Below are 21,252 nucleotides of genomic sequence, written 5' to 3'. Positions count from 1 at the left end.
TGTTTAAAATGCATAAATCTCACGTATAATTTTCAAATAGTCGATTCTCGGCCTATAGCCTAGCTTAATTTTATGCCCGTGCGCTACAATCTCTTTTTTGGAGATTGACTTTCGGCCTCCGGATATCATGCGATCCCAATATGCAAATAAAAACTTGCTTTCAAGCAAAAATATCTCTTCGGTTGTCGAAAATCTAATGATGACGAAAGCTATTCCATTTTGCTTGACAACATGATGCATATGTTCAATTTGATGGGAGTGAAAATTTTTTAACGGAAATGATGTCTTGCTTTTTGTTTCTTTTGCCTCAAAATCTATATACTTGCCTTCACATACACCGTTGTAATCCGTCGTGGATGCTTGGCGAAAGTAAGCTTCCTTGATGACTGCCGTGCTTCTTTTGGCATAGTCCACATGAACAATTTGGACCGGAGTCGGTTTTTTATGAATGACAGCTATTCCACTGGTCAAATAATACCGATTTGTTTCATTAAGATCTTCCTCCAACGTCATGCCTCTGTTACTGTAATTAGTGGCTGCAGTCGTGTCCGGGGTTTTTTGCTTTGCCGCGGACAGGTTTTCGTATTTACGGCCATTAGGATAATGAAATTCCATGTTTCATCCCCCTTTATGGACTAAATTATATCATAGCAGAAAAAAACGAATAAAAATAAGAAATTGAGAACATATGAAAATAAAAGGAACAAGAGCCGGTCTAAAGGGTATCTAAAAGAGCCTTCCTTATTCCAAAGAACATTTTATAACAAATTTATCCTGTCAGGAAGTATTTAAAGGAAAAGTAAATGGTTTATAATGATTTTCCAATATATCCAGTTTTTTACATTGATATTCTATTGCATAATCCATCACACTTTTACATCATTAGCACGAGGTGAAATAAACAAGAACATTTGACGATTTGCTTCTAGTTTTGTCACCAAGGCAGGAAGTTCTTTGAAAAGGAAGAATACATTACCCAACAGTTTCATGGGGGGATTCATAATGAATAAACAGGACTGTATCGACAAGCTGGAAGAAATCAAGGCGCAATTAAATCGGTTGGAACAACAAATTGCCCATCGTGTAAAAAATGAGGAAACAAGGTTAGGAGCGGTCATAACGAAGGAAAATAATGAAATTGGAAAAAAGCTGGCTCAATTGGAGTTGGCGAAAGCGAGAGAAAAGATCAGGCGCTATCAAGTGTCCTGAAACGTCCACGATACTTGAATTGCATTCCGGCAGCTTGTAAAATGAAGCCAGCAGCTAAAAAGCTGCTCCTTTTTATTACGGGAGCTGATTGAAATGGATGAGGTACAATTAAAAAAATGGACGGAACAACTTCTTCATTATTGTCATGAAGCTTCGTCAAACTTTCACAACTCTCGGGAAACCGGAGTGGAGGGTGATTTTTTTGGAGAGGTAAAGCCGTTTGCCGACAAAGTAAAGCAGCTTTGTGAGAAATGGGAACCTTTAGCGGTCCAATGGACGATTGCCTGCGCGCCCAAAAATCTATTTCCTCAACAAATCAAACATACGGCAGAAAACATCCAAATGGTATCTATCCGCTCCTTTTATCCTGATTCGAGTCTCAAAAGATTCAAGAGCCATATTCAATCAATTGAATATGTTTTACACCGGATTATGGAGGAAATCAACGAAAATAAATCCCGCTGACAGACGTCAGGGGATTTATTTTCTCTCTATTTGTAATCGTTTCCAAATAATTGTTTGGTCTCTATCAGTTGCTTGATTTTTCAGTTTGATAAACGGGTTCTGGATTTCTAGCACCGAGAGCTTCCAATTCACGAATTATGTTTCGAAATTCCTTAACAGTAATTTCATTGTTAATGTATGTTTGCTTTGCAAAGTCCAACAGTTGGCTGACATCCTCAATTGCATGTGACCTTTTCATCATAAACTTTTGCTTTAATTCGTGAATTGACATGTACATTCCTCCTAGGCTTTTTTTTTATAGTAACATAATTTTTCCGGTTTGCCATTTTATAGAAAAGTGAGACTTCAGACAAAAGGTTCGACATTTCGACAACGCTTTCATATATGATTTATATTATGGCACAATAATCTGCCTATGGGCATAAAATAGATTGACTTAAGCAGTAAAGGCAGGGGAGGATTATGCATTTTTTTCATGGTCATTATCCACATATGTTACGGTACACCCCTTCTCCATATTATTATGCAACACCGTACGGGCCGGGAGGATTTGAAGGACAGCCCATCGGGTTGCAAGGTTATGGAGGAATTCCCAATTTTACGCTTCAACAGCAAACTTTAAACGGGCAGTATATGGCCGGCGCGGGCCAGCCTCATCAATATGGTACGCCGAATACTCAGTCACAATTGTTTCAAAACCCATTACAGCCGGAAGAAGACAAAGGGTTTTCCATGCCAGAGTATGGGATGGGCCCTCAACCATATCCCATTCCCAACCAGCAGCAGGGAATTTTTCCAAAGCCTCCTCCAAGCCAATTCGGAACGATTCTAAACTCATTTAAATCTCAAAGCGGGAGTTTAGACATTAATAAAATGGTTGATACTGCCGGACAAATGATGAATGCGCTAACGCAGTTATCCAACATGGCAAAAGGAATAGGAGGGCTTTTTAAAGGTGGATGAATTGCGTGAGAAAATGAAAAAAGGAATCGGTGTTTCAAACCGGTTCCTTTTTAAGGTATTTCGATTCTTTTTCCTTTTATTTTTGGAATTTTAATTATCAACAGCCCGTTTTCGAATATAGCTTTTACACCTTTATTATCGATGGGCTTTGTTAAGGGAATCGTCCTTGTTGATTTTTTCATCGTTTCTTTCTGCTGGATGATTTCCTTGTGTTCATTTTCTGCGGTGAACGATTCATGGTGAAGCACCGAAATTGTAAGATGTTGGTTCCATACATCGATTGCAATTTGTTCTTTTCGAATTCCTGGAAGTTTTGCTTGGACGACATACTCCTTTTCTGTTTCTTTCAGTTCTGCCGGAAAGCTGCTCAATGGGGAGGATGCAAATAATTCGTCCATGCTTTCTAAAAATCCTTTAACAGGACGGTGCTCAAAAAAATCATTCATTGCTTTAAGAAAGTAATGAACAGCTTCAGATGGCTGCCCGGGCGAATTTTTATCTTGATTTTGATCCGTCATTTTACACGCTCCTCTGCTTTTTAATCAATGTATGAAGAACTCATAAAAAAAGTTCTTGGGAATAAGGGAATAGCCGTCATTTCCCGGGCAAGCGCAGCTTTCGACTTTGCGGCGAAATGATTATCATGATTTGTTGAAATGGACAGAAATTAATCAAAAAATTTCAAGGCTGACACGTTGTTCGGGGGACACTTTGTGCGGCAGCCTTGAAAATAGGTGTTTGTATTAGTACATGGTTTCTTTTTTCTCATAGGTTATAGTGTAAACAAATAATCAATACAGAAAGGGGATATATTATGTATATAAATTGCGGCACTAAAGTGTTGCCCGCAGTCGTGCACCCGACAAAATGTTGTGTAAAACATAAACAGTATAATTATGTCATTCCTGAAATCCATCCTTCACATACGACAACGGTCAATCATATTAATTACCAACACCAACACTCGTTTCCGCACACTGAGTCTTGCGTAAATGAAGTGACTAACACCCAATCTTTTGGTCCGGCCCCAGGACCAGGAATGGTTCCGCCTATAGGCCCGGGAATGGTTCCACCTGCAGGTCCCGGATTCGGTCCTCCAATGCCAGGGTTCGGTCCCGGTGGTCCGATGATCCCTTATTAGGTCAGGCTGATACAAGGATGAATAAACGCCATATTCATCCTTGTAGGGATTTTTATGAAGAAACAGTTGTGTCAAATCAGATATTGTTTTACACTGGATAAACGAAATGGAAAATCGGAACTGTAAAATTGACAAATGGCCTATATTCTGAAAGAATAATAGTAATGTCGTTGGATTTGAGGTGGTCTCGAATGATGGCTGATAAATTAAAATTAACTGCCAAAGAAATCTTAGAAAAAGAATTTAAAACCGGTATTCGTGGTTATAAACAAGAAGACGTTGACAAGTTTTTGGATCTAATTATCAAGGATTACGAAGCAATGCATACAATCATTGATGAAATGCAGCAAGAAAACGTAAGGTTAAGAAAGCAATTGGAGGAAAGCAGCCGAAGGCAGCATGTACAGCCGCCGGCTGGCACAACGAACTTTGATATTTTAAAACGTCTGTCAAATTTAGAAAAACACGTATTTGGGAGCAAGCTTGATGAAAATTATTAACATTTCCAGATAATGGAGCTTGCTTTTTTTTCCCCTACATACTATAATAGTAATTCGACGTCAATAACATTCGGGTAATCGCTGTCATTTTTTACGATGGCAGAGGAAAGTCCATGCTCGCACGGTGCTGAGATGCCCGTAGTGATCACGCCTGGCGAAACGATAAGCCAGGGCAGCCGATATTTCGGCTGACGGCAGGGAAAGCATCTAAGTCTATTGCAGATATGACGCGAATACCTTTAAAGTGCCACAGTGACGAAGCCTTGCCGGAAACGGTGAGGGTGGAACGAGGTAAACCCCGTGAGCGAGAAACTCAAATAATGGTAGAGGCACTCTTTCCGAGGAATAAAGGAACGAGGAAAGAGGCGGGTGGTTGTGCCCGCAGATAGATGATTACCGCCGGAGTACGAGATCAGCCTACGGTCGCTTGCAGTACAATGGCACAGAACATGGCTTACAGAATGTTATTGAAATAGGCGAGAAAGTTCAATGAACGACCTTCCGGAGCAGGAAGGTTTTTTTTATCTCGAATAAAAATAACATCTTTGGAATATACTTTTTTGTGTACACTTTACTAGAGAGGATGTGATTCTTCGCATGCCGCAACAAATCAATGAACTGCAAAAAATCTCGAAAGCGCTCACTTCATCTTATGAAATCCTGCAGAAGGAAAGTGTGCCGGACTTGGCCACGAAGAGCCTTCAGGATGCCGAACAAAGCTTTACCAAAGCGCTGCATTATGTATTGTCCAACAATGGTTGCTTAAGGGCAAAATGAAACGCTATGGAATCATTCGCCGCGTTTCATTTTTTATTGCGATCTACTGGACGATAGGACTTATATTATACTAATATGATGTGGAAGGCTTGGTCCTTTTGCAAATATGGAGTGATTATTTTAGAGGGGGCTGTCATATGGGGAAACGCGCGCTTGAAAAAGAAGGAAAATTCTTAAATTATGTAAAAAAAATGGAGGCATATGACGAGGCGTTGCAGCTTATTTACTGGGATATGCGGACGGGGGCGCCGAAAAAAGGGTTGCAGCAACGGTCGCAAGTGATCGGTGTTCTTGCTTCTGAATACTTTCACATGTCTACGTCTGAAGAAATGGCCGCATTTATTGCAAGCCTTTCAGGAAAAAAAGAGACACTGTCAAGCCTTGGACAAAAAACACTGGAAGAGTGCAAAAAAACATATAATCAAAATATAAAAATACCTCCAGCAGAGTATAAAGAATATGTCATTTTACAAGCAGAAGCCGAATCGGTTTGGGAAGAAGCACGGGCCAAATCCGACTTTGAAATGTTCCGGCCTTATTTGGAGAAGCTGGTCGAGTTTAACAAAAAATTTATTAACTACTGGGGATACAGCGAAAATAAATATGATGCACTGTTGGATCTTTACGAGCCGGGAGTAACGGTAAAAACAATTGACAAGGAATTTTCCGCGTTGAAGAAAACAATCGTTCCATTGGTCAGGAACATTGCCGACTCGGGAAAAAAGCCGTCCAAAGATATTTTCTGGGGTTCCATCCCGATCAAAAACCAAAAAGAATTCAGCCTGAAAATATTGGAACAAATGGGCTACGATTTTCAAGCCGGCCGGCTTGATGAAACGGTGCATCCATTTGCCATAGGACTAAATCCGGGGGATGTACGTATCACAACGAGATATAATCAAAACGATTGGAGGACTGCCGTATTCGGAACAATCCATGAAGGCGGGCATGCAATCTATGAGCAAAATATCTCACAAACACTAATTGGAACTCCGCTTTGCACCGGAACATCAATGGGTATCCATGAATCCCAGTCGCTTTTTTATGAAAATATCGTTGCGCGGAACCGTTCATTTTGGGTTCACAATTATCATTTGCTGAAATCTTATGCCAATGGCCAACTTGATCATGTTCCTCTCGATGATTTTTATTTCGCCATAAACGAGGCAAAGCCTTCTTTTATCCGAATTGAAGCGGACAATTTGACGTATTCTTTACATATCATTATCAGGTATGAAATTGAAAAAGCGTTGTTTAACGATGAAGTCAGCGTAAAAGATTTGCCGGAGATGTGGAACGCCAAGTACGAGGAATATTTGGGAATCTGTCCTAATAACGATGCCGAAGGCATTTTACAGGATGTGCATTGGTCGTCAGGGAGCTTTGGCTATTTTCCGTCCTATGCACTTGGTTACATGTATGCTGCCCAAATGAAACATGCGATGTTGCAAGACCTGCCTTCATACGATGAGCTGTTGGAAAATGGCGAACTATTACCGATAAAAAAATGGCTTAATGAAAAGATTCATCAGTTCGGAAAAACAAAAAAACCTTTGGAAATTATTCAAGATGTAACCGGCGAACGCTTAACTGCTGATTATTTGACTCGCTACCTCGTTGATAAATATTCAGCTCTATATGCTTTGTAAGCATTTTCTTTATAAAAATAAAGTCCAATATTTCTGTTAAAACATGTCACCTCGCTGTTTTGGTCGTTCTGATTCAAGGATATGACAAGCAAATAGACATATTCCTCGCCGCGGTAATGTACCGAATGGCGAGTTTTTTTGATAAGGAGGGATTGTGAGAAAGCTTTTGGATCGGTAAGAACGTATGAAAGGCAGTAGGTGGAGGGGAGGGAATAGCACCTTGCAACTAAAAATTCTGAAATATTATTGAAGGTCATACCTTTTCTAAGTGCCATGGTTATCCCGTATGTAAGATGCCATATACACCCCTTCAAGACCTGATTTAATACAAAAGGTCTAAGTGGGAGAAAAACGGCACCTAAATGCCCGATTGGTTCAACTAACATTCAGTAGGAGATGGAACTCCTCCTGAATGAGGTTTCACTCTATTGTAACCGGATTCATTATGGCTATATTGAATATACTTGACCATCATGTACAAACATTCACAATGTCACTAATGATCATTGTACAATCTGTATTTTTATTAACGTATGCTAAGCTTTTTAAAAAGCTACAGGGAAAGTAAATCATGTTCGGTTTCGGATTCCTCAGACCTAAAAAAAAACGATTCACTTCACGCAATGCGAAGCGAATCATTTCAAATGATTATACGTCGGCTGTTTCTTTTTGAATTTTTTTGGCAAATGTCTTGACATCATCCATGTATTCGTTAAATTGGGCGATATCCATTTGTTGTGCGGAATCAGAAAGAGCCACAGCAGGATCTGGATGAACTTCAGCCATGACCGCATCCGCTCCGATCGCAATGGCCGCTCTTGTAGCAGGAAGCAGGAGATCTTTACGGCCAGTGGAGTGTGTAACGTCCACAACGACAGGCAAATGAGTCTCTTTTTTCAAGATCGGCACAGCGGAAATGTCGAGCGTATTCCTTGTTGCTTTTTCATATGTGCGAATGCCTCTTTCACAGAGGATGATCTCGCTATTTCCTTGGGCGTGAATATATTCTGCCGCATACATAAACTCTTCAATAGTGGCAGCCAATCCCCGTTTTAACAAAACAGGCTTTTTGACGGCTCCGGCCACTTTCAATAATTCAAAGTTTTGCATGTTGCGGGCGCCGATTTGAATGATATCAACATAGTCGAGTGCCGCTTCCATGTCGTACGGGTTCAAAATCTCACTGACAACCGCAAGCCCTTCTTCATCAGCCACTTGTCTTAAAATTTTTAGTCCGTCCAGACCAAGGCCTTGGAAGTCGTAAGGTGAAGTTCTCGGTTTGAAAGCTCCCCCGCGCAACAGCTTGAGTCCATTATTTTTCAAGGCCTTGCCGACAGCTTTTACTTGATCATAGCTTTCAACGGCACACGGTCCCATAATAAAGTAGGTCTGCCCGTCCCCGATTTTTTCCCCGTTTACTTCAACAATCGTATCGTCAGCTTTTTTCTTTCTTGATACAAGCAGGGCCTGACGGTGATCATCTTCCTGTAGTTCAAGACTCGCTTTGAAGATTTGTTTGAAAATATGCTGAACAGTGGCGGTTGAGAATGGGCCTTTATTATGGTCGGCCAATAAGTTCAGCAATTTACGCTCCTGAACAGGGTCAAAGCGCTTAACGCCCTGCATTTCTTTTAATTTCCCAATTTCTTGGGCAATACTGCCGCGTTCATTCAATAGTTCCAACATTTGTAATGTTGTTTTTTCAATTCGCGAACGCAATGTTTCGAGATCAGACAACGATAAGCCCTCCTTAAATATTTTCACTGAACTTCCCGTTGAAGCGAATCTTACTTTAGGACTTCAACGCTGTAAAGCAGTTGTGTTATAATTTTTGTTGATAGCTCAACACATTATACCGTTATTCAAGTTTTGTCAATAGACTTTTTTAAATTGTTTGCACAATATGTATTGTAACAGCTATAAAATAAAAGGGGAAAAATATTATGTAAAGTTTTTATCAATTTTTAGGATGATTCAAATGCCCTCTTTACAAACAAGGTTTTATGTGGTAAAAATTAATGATAAATAACTTTGATAATTGGCAATGACAAGGTGAGAGTAGTGTTCATTTCACTATTGCAGAGAGCTGGTGTATGGTGGGAGCCAGTATATAAATGAACATGAATTACGGCCTCGAGCTTCTTTTCTGAACGATTGGCGTCTTGTAACAAGTAAGAAAAGACGGGACATCCGTTATCTGTATAAAGAGGTGGAGTTTTTTTCCACAATGAGGGTGGTACCGCGATTCAATCGTCCCTGCTGATAGCAGGGGCGATTTTTTCATTTTATTTACTTTTTATTGGAGGTAATTGGGAATGAGGTATTTAACGGCAGGAGAATCACATGGCCCGCAACTAACGACCATTTTGGAGGGAGTTCCAGCGGGGCTGACTTTGACGGCTGACATGATCAATGAGCAGTTGGCCCGCAGACAAAAAGGGTATGGCCGTGGAAGAAGAATGCAAATTGAAAAGGATGAAGTGCAGATACTAAGCGGGGTTCGCCATGGTAAAACGATCGGTGCTCCCATAACACTTGTTGTCACAAATCGCGACTTTAAACATTGGAAAAAAATCATGGGGGCCGCACCCCTTTCAAAAGAGGAACAAGACGAGGTAAAAAGACAAATTACAAGACCGCGCCCAGGTCATGCCGATTTAAACGGCGCTATCAAATATGGCCATAGAGACATGCGGAACGTGCTGGAACGTTCTTCTGCGCGAGAAACGACGGTAAGAGTGGCTGCAGGGGCAGTTGCCAGAATCATACTCGCTGAACTTGGAATCAACATCGGCGGGCATGTTCTGGAAATTGGCGGCGTCAGGGCCGAAAATGTCCATTACGACAATATCGAGGATCTCCAGAAAAGGACAGAAGCTTCTCCAGTACGCTGTCTTGATGAAGCGGCTGCCGAAAAAATGATGAAAGCCATCGATGATGCAAAAGCGCAAGGGGATTCAATTGGCGGCATCGTTGAAGTAATAGCAGAGGGTATGCCGATTGGGGTAGGCAGCTATGTCCATTACGACAGGAAACTTGATTCCAAACTTGCCGGTGCCATTTTGAGCATAAACGCTTTTAAAGGTGTTGAAATTGGTGTCGGATTTGAAGCGGCCCATAAACCGGGAAGCCTTGTACATGATGAAATAATGTGGGATGAAGAAAACGGCTATACGAGAAAAACGAATAATGCCGGAGGTCTTGAAGGCGGTATGTCGACGGGGATGCCAATCGTCATCAGGGGCGTGATGAAGCCGATTCCGACCTTGTACAAACCGTTAAATAGCGTTGATATTGATACGAAGGAGCCTTTCCAGGCAAGCATTGAACGCTCTGATAGCTGCGCTGTTCCGGCAGCAAGCGTTGTTGCTGAAGCTGCTGTCGCTTGGGAATTGGCGGTTGCGGTCTTAGAAAAGTTTGGCCATGATCAGATCGGACAAATTCAAGAAAATATCAATCAGTATAGGGCATACACAAAAAATTTCTAGCCGAAAAAATAGAAAGGTGGGATCAACATGGAAGTAGTAAAGGTAAACCCTGAATTGTTGACGTTAAAAGCCTATTCACCAGGAAAATCAAGCGAAGAGGTGAAACGGGAATACGGATTAACAAAGATTGTCAAATTGGCATCGAACGAAAACCCATACGGTTCTTCACCACTCGTACGCAAAGCCATTTCTTCCTTGGAGAGCTTTGCTGTATACCCTGACGGAGCAGCTATTACGCTAAGGGAAGAAGTAGCCAAGTTCTTAAGAGTGGATGAAAATCAGCTTATTTTTTCAAGTGGCTTGGATGAATTAATCCAAATGATCAGCAGGGCAATGCTTTCAGAAGGTGCAAATACTGTCATGGCTGATGCGACATTTCCCCAATATCGTCACCATGCTGTTATCCAGAAAGCGGAAGTTCGGGAAGTGCCGCTAAAAGACGGCTGCCATGATTTAAACGCCATGGCGGCAAAAATTGATGATCGTACACAAGTTGTATGGATTTGCAATCCAAATAATCCAACGGGAACATATGTAAACAGTGAGGAACTCCATGAATTTTTACAAAATGTTCCACCCCATGTGCTGGTCGTATTGGATGAAGCTTATTATGAGTATGCGGTTGCCGAGGATTTTCCTGATACAATTCCTTTGCTGGACCACTATAAAAATTTGCTTATTTTACGCACATTCTCAAAAGCATATGGGTTAGCGGCTTTCCGCATTGGCTACGGCATCGCGGACGCACAACTTGTTAAACAATTGGATGTGGCGCGGCTTCCGTTTAATACTTCGGTCCTTGCGCAAACAGCTGCCATTGCGGCTCTGCAAGATCAAGCTTTTGTGGAAAAGTGTGTCAGTGAAAACAAAGATGAATTACAAAAATTTTATGATGTATGTAAACGGAACGGGTTTGAATATTACCCTTCGCAAGGAAATTTCATTTTCATTCGGATTCCAGGAAAAGAAAGTGCGGAGGTTTTTCAATATTTGCTTGAAAGAGGTTTTATTGTCAGGCCATTTCCAAACGGCATCCGAATCACAATCGGAACAAAGGAACAAAACGAGGAGCTTTTTCAACTATTGGAAAAGATGATGCTTGTAACACAATAGACAGATAGAGAGGGACATCTTTTGGATAGACGCGTATTAATTGCAGGTGTAGGGCTTATTGGCGGTTCGATAGCTCTTGCCATCAAAAAAGAACATCAAGCCCATATTGTGGGGTTTGATTTGAACGAAGAAAATTGCAAACTGGCCGCAAAAATGCACATCATTGATGAAATTGCGTCATCGCTTGAGAAAGAAGCCGTTTTAAGTGATTTAATCATATTGGCTTGCCCGGTTGAGGAAGTGGGACATATGATCGGGCGGCTTTCGGAGTTGCCTTTAAAGCAAGGCGCGATTGTGACGGATGTTGGCAGCACGAAGGAAAAAATTATGGAAAAGGCTGAAATCCTTAGCGAAAAAGGGGTCACTTTTATCGGCGGCCACCCGATGGCCGGATCCCATAAGACAGGTGCGGGAAGCGCAAGGGGTCACTTGTTTGAAAATGCTTTTTATGTGTTAACCCCTTCTTCCCAAACTGAAGAAAACAAAATTGCAGAGTTAAAATCTTGGTTGAAAGGAACGAAAGCTCATTTTGTTGTGATGGATCCAAAAGAGCATGATCAGGTAACAGGAGTCGTCAGCCATTTGCCCCATCTGATTGCTTCAAGTCTTGTCCGGCAAGTGGAGAGCCACGCCCAAACCAATGATCGTGTCCGCTGGCTGGCAGCAGGCGGTTTCCGAGATATTACCAGAATCGCCTCCAGCAGTCCGGAAATGTGGCGGGACATCATTATACAAAATAAATCGAGTTTAATTGCCTTGTTGGATGAATGGATCGATGAAATGGACTTCGTTAAATCACTCGTTAAAAAAGGGGATAGGGAACAGATTTATCATTATTTTTCCGGAGCGAAGAAATTTCGCGATTCGCTCCCTGTTCGTGCAAAAGGAGCCATTGATGCGTTTTACGATTTATTTGTGGATGTGCTGGATAAGCCGGGTGTCATCTCCCATGTAACGACTATTTTGGCGAAAGAGCAGATCAGCTTGACAAACATCCGCATTATTGAAGCAAGGGAAGACGTGTTCGGTGTTCTTCGTTTAAGCTTTCAAACGGATGAAGACAGGCATCGGGCCAAAGCGTGCTTAGAAAGAGATGGTTTCGAGACATATTTGAACATGTAAAAGGGGGATGCATGATGAGTATGCGGTTGAAGACAGAAGAAGGGATACGGCTAAGGGGCACTTTCAGCGTTCCGGGAGACAAATCCATTTCCCACCGGGCGGTCATGTTTGGTTCGATTGCGGAGGGAACGACCAGCATACATGGGCTTTTAACCGGAGATGATTGTCTCCGGACGATTGATTGCTTTCAAAAAATGGGCGTTCAAATCGAAAGAGATGGAGATTATGTTGAAATTAGAGGGAAGGGAATTGACGGCTTACAGGAACCGAAAGAGATATTGGACGTGCGAAACTCCGGGACAACAATCCGTTTGCTCTTGGGGATTTTGGCGAATGCCCCCTTCCATGCATGCGTCATCGGGGATGGATCCATTGCCAAAAGACCGATGGACAGGGTGGTGCAGCCACTCTTGCAAATGGGAGCGAAAATAGACGGCAGGGAAAATGGGCGCTTTACACCGCTCAGCATTCGCGGCGGCACATTAACCGGGATAGATTATGTTTCACCTGTAGCAAGCGCACAAGTAAAATCGGCGGTTTTGTTGGCAGGGCTGCGTGCTGATGGGGTGACATCCGTTACTGAACCGCAAATGTCAAGAGACCATACGGAGAGAATGCTGCGTTTATTCGGCTGTAATGTGGAAGAAGATGGTTTGAAAAAAACAATAAAGGGAAACCAATCCTTAAGAGGAACGACCATCCATGTGCCGGGAGATGTTTCTTCCGCGGCATTTTTCCTCGTTGCGGGGCTTATTGTTCCAAACAGTGAATTGACGATTCAAAATGTGGGAATAAACCCAACGAGAACCGGCATAATAGAAGTATTGAAAGAAATGGGCGCAGATATATTAGTGGAAGGAAAAGACGACCATTCAATTGAACCTGTAGCCGATATTACCGTGAAAACTTCTTCCTTAAAAGGAATTGAAATCGGCGGAGACGTCATTCCTAGATTAATTGATGAAATCCCCATTATTGCCTTGGCGGCAACCCAAGCGGATGGTGTCACGATCATTAAAGATGCGGCTGAGCTGAAAGTAAAAGAAACGAACCGGATCGATACGGTTGTAAAAGAACTGTCCAAAATGGGCGCGCAGATTGAGGCGACAGATGATGGAATGAAAATTTATGGTCCATCCAAACTTCGGCCGGCAACCGTTAACAGCCACGGGGATCATCGAATTGGCATGATGCTCGCCATTGCCTCTTGTCTCGCCAAAGGTGAAACAGTCATAGAAAATAACGAGGCGATCGGCATTTCTTTTCCTCGATTTTTTGAACAGTTGAAGCAATTAAAACACGCAAACACATAAAGTGAAACTTCATTCAGTATGAGTTTTCTTCCATCTCCTACTGAATGTTAGTTGAACGAATCGGGCATTTAGGTGCCGTTTTCTCCCACTTAGACCTTTTGTAACAACTCAGGTCTTGAAATAGGAGTATTACGGCACCTTACATGCGGGATAAAGAAAAGCGGGAAAGGGGATATGAAGTTGCCGCAGATCCTATCAGTTGGAACAGGAGTTCCTGAACATATTGTTTCACAAGATCAAGCTGTAGAGTTTGCCAGGCAATTATTTTCCCATTCTTTTAAAGATGTGGAACGATTACTTTCGGTTTTTCATAACGGCCACATTAAAAAGAGACATATCGCAAAAAATCTGGAATGGTACGATGAGGACCATTCCTTTTCTGAAAAAAATGATGCTTTTTTGGAGTGCGCCCTTCCCTTGTGCAAGCAGGCTGTCAACGACTGCCTGGATGACGTACATATAGGTCACGAGGAAATCAGCGCTATGTTTATGGTGTGCACCTCGGGGCTGGCGACCCCAAGCCTGGATGCCAGGTTGATGAATGAATTGCCATTTTCCCGGAATATGAAAAGAATTCCGATTTGGGGCCTTGGATGCGCGGGAGGTGCCGCAGGACTTTCCAGGGCTTTTGAGTATTGCCGGGCATTCCCCAATGAAAAAGTCCTCGTCATTGCAGTAGAATTATGCAGCTTAACTTTTCAAAAAGATGACGTTTCCAAGAGCAATTTGATCGGCACTTCTCTGTTTTCAGACGGAGCTGCAGCTGTTCTCGTTGCCGGTGATCATGTATCATTGAAAAGTGTCCAACAACACGTCCCGCACATTGTGGGGACGCAGTCCACATTGCTGGAAAACTCATTGGATGTAATGGGATGGAATATCAAAGATAACGGATTGTATGTCGTTTTTTCAAGAAGCATTCCCTCCCTGATTGAAAAATGGCTAAAGCCAAACGCAACAGGGTTCTTGGAACATCATGGGCTTCATATCGAAGATATCGATCACTTTATTGCCCACCCCGGAGGAAAAAAAGTGATTTCCGCCTATGAAAAATCGCTTGGCCTCCCTCCGGATAAAACAGTTGATTCCCTTGAAATACTGATGAATTTTGGGAACATGTCCTCTGTAACTGTTTTATTTGTCCTTAAGCGTTTTTTAGAAAAACAAATCGGTGATGGTGAATATGGCCTGATTACGGCGCTTGGCCCCGGGTTTAGTTCGGAAATGCTTTTGGTCAGGTGGCAATGATGGTGTTTATCATATTTTTGGCTTTTTTGATTTTTCAACGGGTGGTGGAATTGTTCATTGCCAACAGCAACGAACGCTGGATGAAAGAACAGGGTGCCAAGGAGTATGGCCAGAATCATTACAGATTTATGGTTTTGATCCATGTGGGATTTTTCATCTCTTTAATAGTAGAAATTTTTATCATGAACCGATCTTTGCATCCTTATTGGCCTCTCTTGCTGATCTTTTTTATCATTGTTCAAATCGGACGAGTGTGGGTCATTTCCAGCCTGGGCAAATATTGGAATACCAAAATCATCGTCCTTCCAGGCGCAGAAGTGGTGAAAAAGGGTCCTTTTAAATATATGAAGCATCCAAATTATTTCATTGTAACAATTGAATTATTGGTGATTCCTTTATTATTTCAAGCTTACGTAACGGCATGTGTCTTTTTTATTTTAAACCAGATCATTCTAATGGTAAGAATTCCATTGGAAGAAAGAGCCCTTAAGGAAAATACAGATTACGACACTTATTTCTGACGATTACTATGGGAAAAAAGCGAAAAATTAGGTAAAATGGAGTAGAAAAAAGAAAAGTAACATTAAGGGGTTAATCAAAAGGATGCTAAAAGTACTGGAAAAAGACGCAAGAGTTTCCCTGCTTGAAAAATCATTAACTTTCATTGAAAGGTTTGAGCAAAACGGTGACGGGGAACGTGTCGACAAAGCCAAAAAATTACTAAAAAAAATCTATTCCAATGATTTTATCGCAGCTTTCAGCGGCCATTTCTCTGCCGGCAAATCAACGATGGTGAATGCCTTGATTGGGGAGGACATTCTTCCTTCAAGCCCCATTCCCACGAGTGCAAACCTCGTAAAAGTTTTTGCGTCCGAGCAAGAATTTGCCAAAGTGTATTATCAAAATAAGAAGCCGCTCGTATTTCATGCGCCATACAGCTTTGAAACAGTAAAGCAATTTTGCAAAAATGGTGATGCGCTTGAAATTGAGATTGGCAAAACCACGAGTAAAATCCCGGAGGGAATTACGATAATGGACACGCCGGGGGTGGACTCCACAGACGACGCTCATCGGCTGTCAACCGAATCGGCACTTCATTTGGCCGATCTTGTTTTTTATGTGATGGACTACAATCATGTGCAGTCGGAATTAAACTTTATTTATACAAAAAATTTGTTAAAGCATGGGGTAAGGCTGTATTTAATCATTAACCAAATTGATAAACATAATGACAGCGAACTGTCTTTCGACGATTATAAGCAGTCGGTGCAGCATGCATTTGCATCCTGGGATGTCCATCCTGAAAAAATGTTTTTTACTACTTTGAAAGATCCCCATCATGAACACAACGAATTTCTTGAAGTAAAAACGATTATTCAACATGCGATGCTCGACCATAAACAATGGATGGAAGAAACAATTCAAACAGCCCACAGTCAATTGATGGAAGAACACAAAAATTGGCTACAGGAACAAAAGTCCTTGGCAATTGAACCATATGACAATGTGCTTTCCCAATATTCGGAGGAACGTATCGCTGAGGCTTTTCAAAAAGAGGAACACCTTGAAAGTCAATTGGAGGAATTGTCCGAAAGAGGAAGCCGATGGGCTAGTGAATTGGATCAGGAACGGGAGCGTTTATTGAAAAACGCCTACTTAATGCCATACGAAACGAGGGAAGCGGCGGAAAAGTTTTTGGAGGCATACCAGCCCGATTTTAAAGTCGGTTTCTTTCGAAGCAAAGCAAAAACGGAAACCGAAAGAGAACAGCGATTGCGCACTTTTTCCGAGCAGGTAAAAAAGCAGGTTGAAACAGAAATGGAGTGGCATATGCGCGAGCTGTTCGCCAAAAAGCTGTCTGAGGCGCAAGTATTCAACTCCGAACTTGAATCTGCGGCCCAAAGTTTAAAAATGGACATAGACGACCGGCTGTTCATTGAAACAATCAAAAAAGGAGCCCGTGTAACGGGAGAATATGTACTGAATTATTGTGAAGAGATTGCTACTCGCATCAAAAGAATAGCAGTCAGCCAATCCGAAGAGTTGAAACAACTAGTCACAGAAGAAATGGAGAAGAGGGCCGAAAAAGAAATGAGCTCGCTTCGCCAAGAGCTGAAGCAAGTAAAAGAAATGACGGACGCCCTGGGCAAAGCGGCAGAAATAGAAAAGGAGTTTGATGAAAAAGCGGACATCATCACCGAACCTACCGGAACCGAGGAAGAACGGTTAACAGAAATGATTTCGGAATGGAAGTCATTGGAGCAACAGGTGGAAGTATTTGATGAAAGCCGACATATGCTAGAGAATGAACAAGAACATAAAGAAGAGATTGTGGGCGGGCATGAAACAACAGCCACTCTAACAGTCCCTGTCGATGAAACGTTGGCCAAAATGGAACAAGCCGCCTTGCTTTTAGCTAAAGAAAAGCAATTTCACCGTATCACAGAGCAGTTGCGGCAAAAAGTGAACAGATTAAAAAACAGCCGGTTTACAATTGCTTTATTTGGCGCTTTTAGTGCCGGAAAATCATCTTTTGCCAACGCCTTGCTTGGAGAAACTGTCCTTCCGGTATCACCGAACCCGACAACGGCGGCCATCAACAGAATTTGTCCGCCCGATAACAAGCATGAGCACGGCACAGCCGTTGTCCGGTTCAAAACGGCGGAAAACATGCTTGCCGACGTAAGCCAGTCATTGCAACTGTTTGGCCATACAGCCCATACATTGGATGAAGCCCATTCACTTATCCCCACAGTGTTGGCCAAACAAGCCGACCGGAATGATGGAAATGAAAAAGTGCATTTATCTTTCCTTTCCGCTTTTATGACCGGGTATGAGGTATTTAAGGGCGAATTGGGACATGATATTCAAACTGATTTAAAAGACTTCCAACAGTTTGTGGCAGTGGAATCAAAATCATGCTTCGTCGAATCAATCGATTTATACTATGACTGTCCGTTTACACGCAAGGGAGTGACACTTGTAGACACTCCTGGAGCCGATTCAATCAATGCAAGGCATACGGGAGTTGCTTTCGAATATATTAAAAACTCGGACGCGATTTTATTCGTCACGTATTACAATCATGCATTTTCAAAGGCCGACAGGGAGTTTCTGATCCAATTGGGAAGAGTGAAGGACGCTTTTGAACTGGATAAGATGTTTTTTATCGTAAATGCTATTGATCTGGCATCTTCCAAGGGTGAGGTGGATGATGTATTACGGTACGTCAAAAGCCAGCTTACCGAATACGGCATCCGTTTCCCGAGAATTTTTGGCTTGTCAAGCAAGCAGGCCCTGCAGCAAGAAACGAGAGAACAGTCTGGTATTGGTGAGTTCCAGGATGTGTTTCGGCAATTTCTTGATTCCGACTTGACGCAAATGGCGGTGCAATCAGTCGAAGCGGAATTTGAACGGGCAAGAACGCTGCTCGACCAAATTATTGCGGCTGCTAGCGAGGATGAACATATAAAAGGGGAAAGAAAACGAGCACTGCTAGAAGCGAGAGATCAATTAAATCAATGGCTCAGCTCTGCTCAACCGGGCTCCATGCCTGACAGGCTGCATCAGGAAGCGCAGGAATTAGTCCACTATGTGAAACAGAGGGTATTTTTCAGGCTGCCGGATTTCTTTAAGGAAGCTTTTAACCCCGCAAGCTTGCAACAGCGCGATTCACTCCATAAAGCGTTGGATGAATATTTACAAGCAGCCGGATTTGACTTTGCCCAGGAATTGAGGGCTACTTCATTACGTCTCGAACAGTTTGCGAAAAAGTTGTTGAAAGAACGCTTTGAGCAAATGTTGACAGAAGCAAAAGACATTCAGCAGGACTTGGCCTTTTCTCCAATCGAGTTTGAAAAAGCGGAATCCATTGATTTTGAGCCTGCTTTTCAAACGATTGAAAAGCGCCAACTTGAAGGGGCCTTTAAATATTTCAAGAACACAAAATCCTTTTTCGAACAAAACGGTAAGAAACGAATGGAAGAATATTTGGAATCCATCCTTTCGCCACTTGCAGACGACTATTTGCAGGAAGGTTTGGCACAGTTGAGCCGGCATTATCAGCAATTGCTCGAGCAAGAATACAGCCTTCTCATCAAACATATACAAAGGGATGCCGAGGCACAATTTGAGGCTTGGCTCGTCGCCTTTGAAGACGCGGGGAAATTGTCCGAATGGATTCGCCTGCGCGATGCTCTCGCCAGTTTGTCATAAAGAGGAGGAAAGACATGAAACATATAAAAACGGTCAAATGGCTCAAAGATAGGCTTGGAGATAAAAATGTCAGAATCGTAGATTGCACCTATCAGTTGGGAGATCCATCCAAAGGGCGAAAAATATATGAGATGAAGCATATCCCCGGCGCCATCTACTTTGGTTTGGGATCCGATTTATCAGGAGAGGTAAAAGCCCATGGCGGGCGCCACCCCTTGCCCGATATGGAAACTTTCAAAAGAAAATTGGAAGCAGCCGGCATTGGCAATCATACGCATGTCATTGCTTATGATGGGGGAGAAGGCTGTTTTGCTTCTCGTTTTTGGTGGCTCATGACATATGCGGGCCATGAACAAGTTTTCGTTCTTGACGGGGGCATGAAATCCTGGGAGGCGGCGGGGTTGCCTGTAACAGACGACATCCCTGAATTTGAACGCGCCCAGTTTGAGATACGATTGGACCATTCCATGTTAGCTTCTTATGAAGAGGTTAAAAAGCAGACGATTTCCCGTTCGGCTGTTTTGATAGATTCACGGGCCAAAGAACGCTATTTGGGAATAAAAGAGCCGCTAGACCGCATCCCGGGCCATATCCCGGGTGCCATTAACTGCGTTTGGACCGAGAGCTTTGAAGGAGGCCGCTGGAAAAGTCCCGAGGAACAGAAAAAGCGGTTTTCGCACTTGAAAAAAGAAGATGACATCATTGTGTATTGCGGCTCCGGTGTTTCTGCCACGCCAAATATAATCGCCTTATTAGAGGCCGGGTTTGAAAAGGTCAAGCTGTACGCGGGAAGTTATTCCGACTGGGTTTCCTATCCGGAAAATGAGGTTGAAAAGGGAAACGGGCAGTAGGGGATTGAGTTCGGAATGATCGGAATCATGCACCAATGTGGGGAGGCGTTTGGTTTAAGGGAAGCTTGGCCAGTGTCTCGGCAGTTGCGTTTTTACTTCGGGCATTAACATTTTCATATTACTCCCACTTTACTACTTTCTAATGTACTACGATTATCAATAAACAAATGATTTAAATGACTAAATCGAACGAAGGAACACCGCGATGAAAGAATGATTTACTTGTACTAAATGATACAGAAGCAATCATGTTCTGCGGTGTTTATAAAAAAAGCAATTGGAAATGACCGGAACGTACATGCTTTTCAAGACAAGCCCCTCCATTGTAAAGCGCAGTAGTAAACCAAAAACAGATTGCCAAGTCAAATTTTCAATATGGCCATAAACAGTCCCGAAGAATGTTTAACCTCTACTAAAAATAGTAGCACAAACCTTGGTCTGTGCTACTATGTGTTTGACATGAACTTTATCCCATTGTTGAAGACTGCTAATCGTGTTTCTGGTTTACCCGATAAACCTAATCCTGACAGTATCTTCAGGATTTATCAAGAGTAAAAGTCGCGATTCACGAAATAGCTTTTTCATTTCCGGATCAAGGGGGCTATAAATCCGCAATTTTGTAAATGGTTAATCGAGCTGCCGGCCCATCTGGCTGGTTACCGATTGCGCCACCAATCGAGGTAGGTGCTCCAATATTAAAAAGTGCAACGGTATCTCCAACATTTAACGAAGCTAAACCAAAGGCGACAACTTCTTGACCGGCGGGAGTTCCATAATTTGCAGCACTAAATCCAAATTGTGGTGTTGTGCCATTAATACCTATCTGCACCCCAAATGAACCGCCTACTCCTACGCTTGGCATGAGTGCTCCAATCATATAATAGATCCCTGGCTGTTGAATAATTAAAGAATCGCTTCCGTTAAAGCCTATATTTGAAATGAAAGTTCTTGATGGTGCAACAGTCCAGATCACTGTACTTTGATTATTAATCGCACGAACTCCATAAACTGAAAGATCAGCAAATGTGTTAAATGCTGGTCCCGTTACGCCCGTCGGTCCCGTCGGCCCTGTGGGTCCCGTGAGTCCGATAGGTCCTGTTGGCCCCGTCGGTCCCGTTGCTCCAGTAAGTCCGATAGGTCCTGTTGGCCCCGTCGGTCCCGTTGCTCCAGTAAGTCCGATAGGTCCTGTTGGCCCCGT

19 protein-coding genes, 1 other RNA gene, 1 pseudogene and 1 other annotated feature are annotated in these 21,252 nt (G+C 42.6%); of the genes and pseudogenes, 16 read left to right on the top strand and 5 right to left on the bottom strand.

Annotated features, from left to right (window positions below; translation table 11 throughout):
- Positions 1–3: 3 nt before the first annotated feature.
- Positions 4–615: a Holliday junction resolvase RecU gene (recU, locus tag JOC94_RS02700; protein WP_077113340.1), complete on the bottom strand. Its 612-nt coding sequence runs from the start codon at positions 613–615 to the stop codon at positions 4–6.
- Positions 616–1,002: 387 nt separating this feature from the next.
- Between recU and JOC94_RS02695 the strand changes: the two genes are divergently transcribed.
- Together JOC94_RS02695 and JOC94_RS02690 are read left to right on the top strand one after the other, a co-directional pair.
- Complete coding sequence (locus JOC94_RS02695; RefSeq protein ID WP_077113341.1) at positions 1,003–1,209, top strand: hypothetical protein; 207 nt, start codon at positions 1,003–1,005, stop codon at positions 1,207–1,209.
- A gap of 93 nt (positions 1,210–1,302) precedes the next feature.
- Positions 1,303–1,674 carry a YppE family protein gene (locus tag JOC94_RS02690; RefSeq protein ID WP_077113342.1) on the top strand — a complete coding sequence of 124 codons (372 nt, stop codon included), beginning with the start codon at positions 1,303–1,305 and terminating at the stop codon, positions 1,672–1,674.
- Between the two features lie 64 nt (positions 1,675–1,738).
- Here the strand turns inward: JOC94_RS02690 and yppF are convergent, their stop codons facing one another.
- Positions 1,739–1,945: a YppF family protein gene (gene yppF / locus JOC94_RS02685; protein ID WP_077113343.1), complete on the bottom strand. Its 207-nt coding sequence runs from the start codon at positions 1,943–1,945 to the stop codon at positions 1,739–1,741.
- A 191-nt stretch (positions 1,946–2,136) separates the two neighbouring features.
- Between yppF and JOC94_RS02680 the strand changes: the two genes are divergently transcribed.
- Entirely contained in the window at positions 2,137–2,637 is a 501-nt protein-coding gene (locus tag JOC94_RS02680) for a YppG family protein (protein WP_077113344.1), read from the top strand.
- Between the two features lie 50 nt (positions 2,638–2,687).
- On the opposite strand, the gene JOC94_RS02675 is transcribed toward JOC94_RS02680, so the two are convergent.
- The gene (locus JOC94_RS02675; RefSeq protein WP_077113345.1) at positions 2,688–3,155 is read right to left on the bottom strand and encodes an Hsp20/alpha crystallin family protein; all 468 of its coding nucleotides are present in this window, start codon (positions 3,153–3,155) and stop codon (positions 2,688–2,690) included.
- Positions 3,156–3,451: 296 nt separating this feature from the next.
- Between JOC94_RS02675 and JOC94_RS02670 the strand changes: the two genes are divergently transcribed.
- The 5 genes from JOC94_RS02670 (at position 3,452) to JOC94_RS02650 (ending at position 6,704) form a co-directional block, all read left to right on the top strand.
- Positions 3,452–3,778: a CotD family spore coat protein gene (locus tag JOC94_RS02670; RefSeq protein ID WP_077113346.1), complete on the top strand. Its 327-nt coding sequence runs from the start codon at positions 3,452–3,454 to the stop codon at positions 3,776–3,778.
- 191 nt (positions 3,779–3,969) lie between these two features.
- Positions 3,970–4,278, top strand: coding sequence for a cell division regulator GpsB (gpsB, locus tag JOC94_RS02665; protein WP_077113347.1), 309 nt, complete (start codon positions 3,970–3,972; stop codon positions 4,276–4,278).
- 66 nt (positions 4,279–4,344) lie between these two features.
- An RNA gene (gene rnpB / locus JOC94_RS02660) (RNase P RNA component class B) lies at positions 4,345–4,740 on the top strand.
- Positions 4,741–4,875: 135 nt separating this feature from the next.
- Complete coding sequence (locus JOC94_RS02655; protein ID WP_077113348.1) at positions 4,876–5,055, top strand: hypothetical protein; 180 nt, start codon at positions 4,876–4,878, stop codon at positions 5,053–5,055.
- 137 nt (positions 5,056–5,192) lie between these two features.
- Positions 5,193–6,704 carry a carboxypeptidase M32 gene (locus JOC94_RS02650; protein ID WP_077113349.1) on the top strand — a complete coding sequence of 504 codons (1,512 nt, stop codon included), beginning with the start codon at positions 5,193–5,195 and terminating at the stop codon, positions 6,702–6,704.
- Positions 6,705–7,352: 648 nt separating this feature from the next.
- Here the strand turns inward: JOC94_RS02650 and JOC94_RS02645 are convergent.
- Complete coding sequence (locus JOC94_RS02645) at positions 7,353–8,441, bottom strand: bifunctional 3-deoxy-7-phosphoheptulonate synthase/chorismate mutase (protein ID WP_077113350.1); 1,089 nt, start codon at positions 8,439–8,441, stop codon at positions 7,353–7,355.
- Positions 8,442–8,739: 298 nt separating this feature from the next.
- Positions 8,740–8,965, top strand: a binding site (T-box leader).
- Between the two features lie 54 nt (positions 8,966–9,019).
- Between JOC94_RS02645 and aroC the strand changes: the two genes are divergently transcribed.
- The 8 genes from aroC (at position 9,020) to JOC94_RS02605 (ending at position 20,054) form a co-directional block, all read left to right on the top strand.
- Complete coding sequence (aroC, locus tag JOC94_RS02640) at positions 9,020–10,192, top strand: chorismate synthase (RefSeq protein ID WP_077113351.1); 1,173 nt, start codon at positions 9,020–9,022, stop codon at positions 10,190–10,192.
- A gap of 27 nt (positions 10,193–10,219) precedes the next feature.
- Entirely contained in the window at positions 10,220–11,305 is a 1,086-nt protein-coding gene (hisC, locus tag JOC94_RS02635) for a histidinol-phosphate transaminase (RefSeq protein WP_077113352.1), read from the top strand.
- A 21-nt stretch (positions 11,306–11,326) separates the two neighbouring features.
- Complete coding sequence (locus JOC94_RS02630) at positions 11,327–12,427, top strand: prephenate dehydrogenase (RefSeq protein WP_077113353.1); 1,101 nt, start codon at positions 11,327–11,329, stop codon at positions 12,425–12,427.
- A gap of 14 nt (positions 12,428–12,441) precedes the next feature.
- Entirely contained in the window at positions 12,442–13,740 is a 1,299-nt protein-coding gene (gene aroA, locus JOC94_RS02625) for a 3-phosphoshikimate 1-carboxyvinyltransferase (protein ID WP_408021899.1), read from the top strand.
- A 180-nt stretch (positions 13,741–13,920) separates the two neighbouring features.
- Entirely contained in the window at positions 13,921–14,988 is a 1,068-nt protein-coding gene (locus JOC94_RS02620; RefSeq protein WP_077113354.1) for a type III polyketide synthase, read from the top strand.
- Positions 14,988–15,509 (top strand): isoprenylcysteine carboxyl methyltransferase family protein, encoded by a 522-nt coding sequence (locus JOC94_RS02615; protein ID WP_077113355.1) that lies wholly within the window; start codon positions 14,988–14,990, stop codon positions 15,507–15,509. The genes JOC94_RS02620 and JOC94_RS02615 overlap by 1 nt, the downstream gene beginning before the upstream one ends.
- An 82-nt stretch (positions 15,510–15,591) precedes the next feature.
- Positions 15,592–19,203, top strand: coding sequence for a dynamin family protein (locus JOC94_RS02610; RefSeq protein ID WP_077113356.1), 3,612 nt, complete (start codon positions 15,592–15,594; stop codon positions 19,201–19,203).
- A gap of 14 nt (positions 19,204–19,217) precedes the next feature.
- Entirely contained in the window at positions 19,218–20,054 is an 837-nt protein-coding gene (locus JOC94_RS02605) for a sulfurtransferase (protein ID WP_205178554.1), read from the top strand.
- A 601-nt stretch (positions 20,055–20,655) separates the two neighbouring features.
- Here JOC94_RS02605 and JOC94_RS02600 read toward each other — a convergent pair.
- Positions 20,656–21,252, bottom strand: a pseudogene (locus JOC94_RS02600) (exosporium leader peptide-containing protein); the annotation flags it as partial.

This window comes from Siminovitchia thermophila (genome assembly GCF_016909185.1).
Classification (GTDB): domain Bacteria; phylum Bacillota; class Bacilli; order Bacillales; family Bacillaceae_C; genus Siminovitchia; species Siminovitchia thermophila.
This window is presented reverse-complemented; position numbering and strand designations above follow the sequence as displayed.

What these genes read in the sequence shown, in the direction of transcription:
- JOC94_RS02615 (WP_077113355.1), top strand. Translation starts at nt 14,988, where the DNA reads ATGGTGTTTATCATATTTTTGGCTTTTTTGATTTTTCAACGGGTGGTG.
- JOC94_RS02605 (WP_205178554.1), top strand. Translation starts at nt 19,218, where the DNA reads ATGAAACATATAAAAACGGTCAAATGGCTCAAAGATAGGCTTGGAGAT.
- gpsB (WP_077113347.1), top strand. Translation starts at nt 3,970, where the DNA reads ATGATGGCTGATAAATTAAAATTAACTGCCAAAGAAATCTTAGAAAAA.
- JOC94_RS02675 (WP_077113345.1), bottom strand. Translation starts at nt 3,155, where the DNA reads ATGACGGATCAAAATCAAGATAAAAATTCGCCCGGGCAGCCATCTGAA.
- yppF (WP_077113343.1), bottom strand. Translation starts at nt 1,945, where the DNA reads ATGTCAATTCACGAATTAAAGCAAAAGTTTATGATGAAAAGGTCACAT.
- JOC94_RS02670 (WP_077113346.1), top strand. Translation starts at nt 3,452, where the DNA reads ATGTATATAAATTGCGGCACTAAAGTGTTGCCCGCAGTCGTGCACCCG.
- JOC94_RS02650 (WP_077113349.1), top strand. Translation starts at nt 5,193, where the DNA reads ATGGGGAAACGCGCGCTTGAAAAAGAAGGAAAATTCTTAAATTATGTA.
- recU (WP_077113340.1), bottom strand. Translation starts at nt 615, where the DNA reads ATGGAATTTCATTATCCTAATGGCCGTAAATACGAAAACCTGTCCGCG.
- hisC (WP_077113352.1), top strand. Translation starts at nt 10,220, where the DNA reads ATGGAAGTAGTAAAGGTAAACCCTGAATTGTTGACGTTAAAAGCCTAT.
- JOC94_RS02610 (WP_077113356.1), top strand. Translation starts at nt 15,592, where the DNA reads ATGCTAAAAGTACTGGAAAAAGACGCAAGAGTTTCCCTGCTTGAAAAA.
- JOC94_RS02695 (WP_077113341.1), top strand. Translation starts at nt 1,003, where the DNA reads ATGAATAAACAGGACTGTATCGACAAGCTGGAAGAAATCAAGGCGCAA.
- JOC94_RS02680 (WP_077113344.1), top strand. Translation starts at nt 2,137, where the DNA reads ATGCATTTTTTTCATGGTCATTATCCACATATGTTACGGTACACCCCT.
- JOC94_RS02690 (WP_077113342.1), top strand. Translation starts at nt 1,303, where the DNA reads ATGGATGAGGTACAATTAAAAAAATGGACGGAACAACTTCTTCATTAT.
- aroA (WP_408021899.1), top strand. Translation starts at nt 12,442, where the DNA reads ATGAGTATGCGGTTGAAGACAGAAGAAGGGATACGGCTAAGGGGCACT.
- aroC (WP_077113351.1), top strand. Translation starts at nt 9,020, where the DNA reads ATGAGGTATTTAACGGCAGGAGAATCACATGGCCCGCAACTAACGACC.
- JOC94_RS02655 (WP_077113348.1), top strand. Translation starts at nt 4,876, where the DNA reads ATGCCGCAACAAATCAATGAACTGCAAAAAATCTCGAAAGCGCTCACT.